Origin of the sequence: Paenibacillus sp. AR247 (genome assembly GCF_002968895.1) — a bacterium.
Lineage (GTDB): Bacteria > Bacillota > Bacilli > Paenibacillales > Paenibacillaceae > Paenibacillus_AQ > Paenibacillus_AQ favisporus.
Map to the genome: position 1 here is coordinate 1089858 of NZ_PCZT01000009.1, position 7499 is coordinate 1097356.

At 52.0% G+C, this 7499-nt stretch carries 8 protein-coding genes and 2 pseudogenes; all 10 read right to left on the minus strand.

The annotated features are described in order from the left end of the window. A partial coding sequence (glpX, locus tag CPT76_RS13140; protein WP_105443237.1) for a class II fructose-bisphosphatase occupies positions 1-790 on the minus strand: 790 nt, incomplete at its 3' end. Between the two features lie 270 nt (positions 791-1060). Next, a pseudogene (locus CPT76_RS13145) lies at positions 1061-2052 on the minus strand (MsnO8 family LLM class oxidoreductase). A gap of 231 nt (positions 2053-2283) precedes the next feature. Then, positions 2284-3075, minus strand: a complete 792-nt coding sequence (locus tag CPT76_RS13150) for an alpha/beta hydrolase (protein WP_105443238.1) — start codon at positions 3073-3075, stop codon at positions 2284-2286. Positions 3076-3217: 142 nt separating this feature from the next. Next, a complete protein-coding gene (locus CPT76_RS13155) occupies positions 3218-3508 on the minus strand; it encodes a hypothetical protein (RefSeq protein ID WP_105443239.1) in 291 nt (96 codons plus the stop codon). A 237-nt stretch (positions 3509-3745) separates the two neighbouring features. Further along, complete coding sequence (locus tag CPT76_RS13160; protein ID WP_105443240.1) at positions 3746-4765, minus strand: LLM class flavin-dependent oxidoreductase; 1020 nt, start codon at positions 4763-4765, stop codon at positions 3746-3748. A 125-nt stretch (positions 4766-4890) separates the two neighbouring features. Further along, the gene (locus CPT76_RS13165) at positions 4891-5166 is read right to left on the minus strand and encodes a DUF896 domain-containing protein (protein ID WP_105443241.1); all 276 of its coding nucleotides are present in this window, start codon (positions 5164-5166) and stop codon (positions 4891-4893) included. 27 nt (positions 5167-5193) lie between these two features. Continuing rightward, positions 5194-5678: pseudogene (locus CPT76_RS13170) on the minus strand (Rrf2 family transcriptional regulator). Between the two features lie 237 nt (positions 5679-5915). Next, positions 5916-6314 carry an NUDIX hydrolase gene (locus CPT76_RS13175; protein ID WP_105443242.1) on the minus strand — a complete coding sequence of 133 codons (399 nt, stop codon included), beginning with the start codon at positions 6312-6314 and terminating at the stop codon, positions 5916-5918. Between the two features lie 15 nt (positions 6315-6329). Further along, a complete protein-coding gene (locus CPT76_RS13180) occupies positions 6330-6833 on the minus strand; it encodes a DMT family transporter (protein ID WP_105443243.1) in 504 nt (167 codons plus the stop codon). Continuing rightward, positions 6830-7396, minus strand: a complete 567-nt coding sequence (locus CPT76_RS13185) for a Crp/Fnr family transcriptional regulator (RefSeq protein WP_483870066.1) — start codon at positions 7394-7396, stop codon at positions 6830-6832. Before CPT76_RS13185 ends, CPT76_RS13180 begins: the two co-directional genes overlap by 4 nt. Between the last annotated feature and the right edge of the window lie 103 nt (positions 7397-7499).

Here is a 7499-nt window from a genome sequence, read left to right on the forward strand (position 1 = left end):
CTTTTGTACCTACAAGATCGTCCATCGTCAGCAGCTTGTGCGGATCCAGAATCCCCATCCGCAGGCAGCGCTCGAAATCCGAAGGGCCGGCCGGAAGCAGTCTTCCCTGCATCTCCCCGCCAAGGCAGCGGAGGGCGGCGGAGGCCAATACACCCTCAGGCGCACCGCCTGAGCCGACATACAGATCCACTTCGCTCTCCATCGCCGCCTCAATCGCTCCCATGACGTCGCCGTGACTGAGCAGCTTGATCCGCGCCCCCATCGTCCGGAGCTTGGCAATGATGTCCTGATGGCGTTCCCGGTCCAGAATCGATACCGTTATATCCGATACCGGCTTGTTCAGTATGGCCGATGCTTTGGATAGCGTCGTTTCGATCGGATCATCGAGGGACAGCTGGCCGGCCAGCTTCGGACCTGCCGCCAGTTTGGCCATGTACATATCCGGAGCATGCAGAAGCTGGCCTGCCGGAGCGGCGGCGATGACCGATATGGCATTGTTCAAACCGCTGGCTACCGTTTCGGTCCCCTCAAGCGGATCCACCGCGATGTCGACCTTTGGACCGCGGCGGTCCCCCACTTGTTCTCCGATAAAGAGCATAGGAGCTTCGTCCATTTCCCCCTCTCCAATCACGACCGTTCCATCAATGGGCATCGAATGGAATTGCTTCCTGATCGCTGTCGTTGCTGCCTGATCTGCGCTGTTTTTGTCTCCTCTTCCCGTCCAGCGTCCGGCGGCAAGCGCCGCCGCCTCTGTCACTCTTACCATATCCATAGCAATATGACGTTCCATATCTTTACCTCTCCTCCTATTCCATGCCCTGTTAATTCGGTAATTCTGCCGTGTGCTGCTGAGTGAAAACCCAAACCCCCTTCCATTTCATTTTATTGTGTTTTATATATTACGTCATAATAAGCTACTTATCAATATATATGACATCATTAATTTTTAATACAGCTATAGACGGGATGAATATCGTTTCCAAGTCCTATAAGTAATCTAAAAAGCGTACTCCCCTCCATTATCGCAAGAGGTAAGTACGCTATTATTACGTCATATATACTATTGTAAAAGCTCGCGTGCCAGCAACTTATATACCTGCAGCCGCTTTTCCTGGGAATGCGGGATGCTGCAGATCATGGCCTCATCAAATCCATACAGCTCCTGCTCTTCCTTCAGGCGGGCGGCAATTTCCTTAACCGGGCCAACCAAATGCAGCCTCCGGTTGTCCTGGATCAGCATCCGGTCCATTTCGGTTAACGGGTAATTATGCGCTTCTTCCGGAGTGAGCAGCTGCGTGATCTGCCGCCCCTTAGCCATCATAAGCCGAAACAGATCCTGCGGCAGCGCCTCATATTCGGCTTCTTCCCTAGTCTCAGCGGTGGTCACCAAATAGGTCACGCTGATCTGCGGTTTCTCCATAAATGCCGAAGGCTTGAACTGGTCTTTATAAATATCGAGAATTTCGCGGCTCATCGCTCCGTTGAAAAATTGCGCAAACGAATACCCAACACCCATCTCTCCGGCCTTAAGCGCACTGTCGCCGCTTGATCCGAGCAGCCATGCCTCAGGCAGGGAGACGTGGGCCGGGGATGCGGCGTTTTTGGCGTACAGGCTATCTTCCGGAACCTCATCATTCATCAGCTGCAGCGTCGTCTTCAGCTTCTCGTACATATTGTGCAGCATCAGCTGCCGCCCTTCCGATACATTGAGCTAGTATCTCCGCCGGGTGCCCGGCCGACGCCGAAGTCGATCCGGCCAGGCGTGAATGCGCTCAGCGTCTTGAATACCTCGGCCAGCTTCAAAGGGGAATAATGCATCATCATGACCCCACCGGTGCCGATCCGAATGGACTGCGTTTTGGCCGCAAGACGGGCCGCCGTCACTTCGGGCGCAGAACTCGCAAACGTGCGCGCCCCATGGTGCTCGGCCATCCACATACGGGTGTATCCCAGCTCGTCAGCCAGAACGGCCAATTCTTCCGCCTTGTGAAGCGCTCCTTCCGCCGTATTTCCTATCGTAACGGGTGCTTGATCCAATACACTTAATTTCATGAGGTTACCTTCCCTTCCAGGTTAAACATCATCCTGAACGCAATTTATTCATCCAGTATCAAAGAGGATAAACATTATCCACGTTATCGTAATATATCCTGGTCGAAAAGTAAAGACTGGCATCAAATCAATTCGGAGATTCTCTGACCCGCTGTCAGCATGACAAAATCCGGCGACAGACCGTTTTTCGTTCCTGGCCTGAGCGCCAAACTTCAGAGTTATTCAAGCTTTTTATTCAGCAGTATGCTCCAACCACGGGCGGAGAAAGCCCTCAATATCCTGCCTGGTTTCATGAAAATAGGTATTGTTGTGCCGGCCGTAATTAAAAAAGCCATGCTCCATACCATCATAAGTTTTGAACGTAATCGGGTTACCGGCATCCTGCATTTCTTGAACAAAGCCGCGGTTCTGGTCATACAAATCGTCGCCGGTCCCGCATACCCAGAGCGTCTGCGGCAGGCAGCGCCGCACGTGATGTATTGGAGAGATCTCTTCGGCAATAGGCAGCAGCTCGGGGTATCGGCGGGACATAATGTCCACCCCGTCCATCCCGGCTGCAAAGATGACAAGCTTATCGGGAACGGCCTTCACGCTCACATCGTCCAAATCGTCGTTCAAGCGGTCGAACATGATGGAGGATACGGAAATATACCCGCCCGCCGAAGCTCCGCATATGGCCAGCTTCTCCGGATCGACACCGAGCTCCTCTGCATGCTGACGCACCCACCGCACGGCCGATTTAGCATCCATAATCGCCTGCAGCGGGGTAAATCCAGCATCTCGCCCTGTCCTGTAGTCCACGCAGATCGAAACGACGCCTAAGGATGCCAAAGCATGGGCCTGGTGCTGAAATTGAGCCGGCGAGAACTTCGGATTTGGCTGAAAGCTCCCCCCTTGGAAAAACAAAATCACCGGCCTGTTTGCCGCCTCCTGGTCCGGTTCGGAAACATACAAACGCAGCTTCCGGTCTTTTACCACTTTGTAGGTGATTTCGCGGACAGGATTATCAAAAGGAAATCGCATGGCACTCATCCTTTCAACGAATAGAGTGGGATAGATATTGCCAAAATTATACATGATCCGGTCGATCTTGTCGCTCGTTTTCACCGATCACCTGGGAATGTCCAGTACTGAAGCCGTATCCGTTTTGATTCTTCCCCTGCCCTCAACAGATCGATACGGTACTGTTCACGATCTGCCCATCACGGTCCTCCAAAATATGCGTTCCGCTCTCGCAGTTGCTCTTACGCTCCCAAGTTACCTTATATTGATGCCCGGTGTGCTCCACGGCGACGATTTTGAGCTCACCGAACCTGTTGTTGCGCTCCTCATATTGCTGAACGATTTGAACCGCCTGCTCCTCGGAAATAATGGCTGGCTTGGTATCCTCTGAATGCTCGCATCCGCTGAGCAAAGCCGTTGTCAGCAGCAGCATGATCATGGCATATTTAATCATAACGCCGTCTTCCCCTTTCGCCTGGATGGGCTGGAACTTTTGATTGAGCCTTCATTCTGTTGTTAAAAGAACGAGAAAGCAGCGGCAAATGTTGCACCCTTCCCTTATTTCCGTGTTCAAGCATACTCCATTATAAAGTTCCATGAGCCGACGGGACAAAAAAAGGCTGACCTTATAAATAAGGCCAGCCTTTCTCAATCACGTTGATTTACACGAGTCATATGCGATTCATAGCTCTCACTTTTTCATACCGGTGACTTCGGCCACGATCTCATAAGAACGCAGGCGTGCCGTTGGGTCGTAGACCATTGAGTTGACGATCATTTCGTCCGCTTGGGTCTCATTCAGGAAGGCCTGCAGCTGCTGCTTGACTTCTTCCGGATTGCCGATGACCGATGAACGGATCTGTTTCATCACATGCGCCTTCTCGAACTCGTTCCAGTTGCCTTCCAGCGATTTAACCGGCGGGGCGAGCTGGCCGGGCGTATTCCGGATCAGGCTGAGAAACTGCTGCTGATGCGATGTGGCGATAAACTCCGCCTCTTCCGTTGTATCGGCCGCGTACACGTTTACTCCAACCATGGCGTAAGGTTTGTCCAGAACCGCAGACGGCTGAAACTGTCTCCGGTAAATGGCCAGCGCCTGCAGTGTATGATCGGGCGAGAAATGACTGGCGAAGGAGAACGGCAGGCCCATCTTGGCAGCCAAAGCAGCGCTGAAATCGCTGGAGCCGAGCAGCCAGATCGGAACTTGCTGTCCTTCCCCCGGAATGGCCCGGACGCGGTTATATTTGGACTTCTCGTCGAAATAGCTCATCAATTCCTGAACATGCTGCGGAAAATAATGCCCGTTGCTCGGATCGCGGCGCAGTGCTTCAGCGGTCAGTTGGTCGGAACCCGGAGCGCGTCCGAGTCCAAGGTCAATCCGCCCCGGATACATGGCTTCCAGCGTACCGAACTGTTCCGCAATGACCAGCGGCGCATGGTTAGGCAGCATGATGCCTCCGGAACCGACGCGGATCGATTGGGTCCCTCCGGCTACATATCCGATGACGACGGACGTTGCCGAACTGGCGATGCCCGGCATGTTGTGATGCTCAGCCAGCCAATAACGGTTATAGCCCCAGCGTTCGGCGTGCTGCGCCAGGTTCAATGTATTTTTAAACGATTCGGCCGCGGTTCCACCCCTGACGATGGGTGCCAAATCAAGAACGGAAAACTTGATCTGATCCAGCGTTTTCGTATCGTGGTTGCTCATAGGTATCAGCTTCTTTCCTGCAAATTTATATGAATGTCGGTAGGACAATTGAATCGTAAGTTGTCATGCAAATGAATGATATTGATCGATAAAAGTGCAGATGCGTAAGGCTCAATCGCCGGCCGTTAATCCAAATAGCGGCGAATCCGGTTTACAACGCCGGGGGCTTCCTCTTCCGTCTCCTCCTGCTCGGCCTTCACTTTGCGGACCTTCTCGGGCGTAACGTCATTGCCCAGCGGGTCGACCACCGTCAAACGGGAGAACGTGCCCAGCACCTGCCCGCGGATTTCGCGGAGATAATCCTCGCGTAGCGATTGCTGTTCCACGCGTTCGGCGTTGGTGAGCCCTTCTTCTTTTTCCTTTTTGGCAAGCTCATTGATTCGGCTTAAAATCGTAATCATGCTTTTCCCTCTTTTCTCGTTTGTATGTTATACGACCATTTTTTCGTGAACCCAATCCTTTAGCGATTCAATCTTCTGTCTGTAACGCTCCCGATGCGCATCGTCGTAAATGGAAGCTACCGTCTCCCGCTGAAGCACGTTCTTCCAGGCGGATTCTGCTTCTTCCATCAAATTGGCCAGAAGGCAGCACGGATCGGGATCGTCCCGCAGCTCCAGCATATCCCGGAAAATGCCGCTGGAGGAATAAAGGGACTGCTGCCCCTCAATGGCGATGTAAATATCGTAGATACGGATATCTTCTGTTTTTTCTTCAATTTAAACCCGCCTTTTACCCCGGGCACGGAGGTGATTAGATCCGCGCTGACCAGCTTACGCAAAAGCTTCTGGAAATACGTCGGGGAAGTGCCGAGCTGCTGGCTGATTGCCTCGCCGGGCAGAACCGCCTTGTCCGGAAGCATGCTCAGCAGAAAAATCGCATAAACGCACTGCTCCACGCCGGTCTTCATATGCATTGGTCGTCACCTCCAATAATAATGTGGTCTCCATCAATCCCATTTGAGCGGAAGATTTAGTTTTGCCGACTAAAGCGGATAATTATTGTCCGTATTAGATTATATGAAATCGGACCAAATGTAAACCATTAGTTTCACAATGAAAAATTTGCAGTAACTTTCACAACACAACAAAACGGATACCCGGCAGGAATGCGTATTCCTGTGAATATCCGTTTCTTATCACGGCACACCTGATCAGATCCATTGACGCTCGTGCAGATGGTCAAAAATTCGCTGGCACACCGGCGATACGCGGCTGCGATCCGCATAGGTCAGCCAGGCAAACTCCTCGATTTCCGCCGATGGGCGGGGCTCGCCAGAATATGCCCCGGTATAGCAGCTCATTTGAACCGTCACATTTTCCGCTTTGCCATGTGCCTGAGCTTCAAACGTTCCCACGAATGCAAGGGTCTCCGGATCAATCGCAACCGTAAGCTCTTCCCTGATTTCACGGATCAGCGTCTGCTCATCGGTTTCACCGGGTTCCCTCTTTCCCCCAGGCAAATAATACGTGTCCTTTCCTTTGGAACGTGCGGAGAGTACCCGTCCGTCCTGAATCTGAATCCAGGCAACCTTATCAATCATGGTCGTCATATTCGACTTCACTCCTTATCTATTTCCTTGCTCGAACGCGGCAGTCTCTTTTTGAACGGCAGCAGATTTTCCCGCTGGAAGCCGCCCTTCGCCGATTTTGAAAACAACGATTCCGGCCACGATAACGAGCACGCCGATCACTTTGTTCGGAGTCAGCGGAACTTTCTCCAGTCCCATCCAGCCAAGCGAGTCCCAAATCAGCGCAAACCCAAGCTGGGACGTCATGACTACGGCGATGGCAAAAGTGGGTGCAAGCAGTTTCATGCTCTGCATCAGACAAAACACAACCCCCACTCCGATCATGCCGCTGAACCAGTACCAGGGCTGCATATGCTGGAGTGTCAGCATGCCCTTGCCTTCGACCGCCAAGCCGATGCCGAACGATGCGACAAACCCGAGGAACAGCACCCAAGTGGTTGTCGCCCAGGAGCCGATACGCTGATTCATTTTGCTGTTAAAAATGTTCTGCATGCTCACCAGGGAGCCGGCGATCAGTGATAACACAAGACCAAGCATCATTGGTTTGCTCCTCCTTTCGTTACGACTTCATAAATATTTTGTCCAGCCAGATCGCTTAGCCCTTTTCTGTCTATTACGCGGATATATCCTTTATCCCGCTCCACGAGTCCGTCTTTGCAAAACTTCTGGATCACCCGGTTGACGTGGCGATAGCTGGTCCCGATTAAGTTGGCCGCGTCCAGCAGGTTGATCGCTGTCCGCTGTTCCTCCCCGGAAGTGTACGCATCGTCGAAAGAGATCGACAGCAAGTAGCTGGCCAGCCGGACTTCAACCGGATACATCAGATTAAGGCTTAGAAAATTGGATTTTATATAAAACTTATTGGTGATCATATCCAGCAGAAATTGGAGCATAGGAGCGTAATCCTGTCCAAATTTCCGCAGCCAGCGATGGTGGATGCCGATCATATGCACGGTCGTGACTGCTTCAACGGTATTGACCGTATCCGTTTCCTTGAGATATTCGATATCCCCGATAATTTCCAGCGGTTTCATAAAGTTAAGGATCAGCGTTTTCCCTCGGGTGAGGTGGTATAGATTTTTAATTTCCCGCTTGACGAGCACGTATAAATATTCCGCAGGTNCTCCCNGCGAGCAAATGAATTCTCCCTGGTCAAAGCCATACAGCGATAAATGCGGTCTAAACGGTTCTAAATATCGTCTCCAG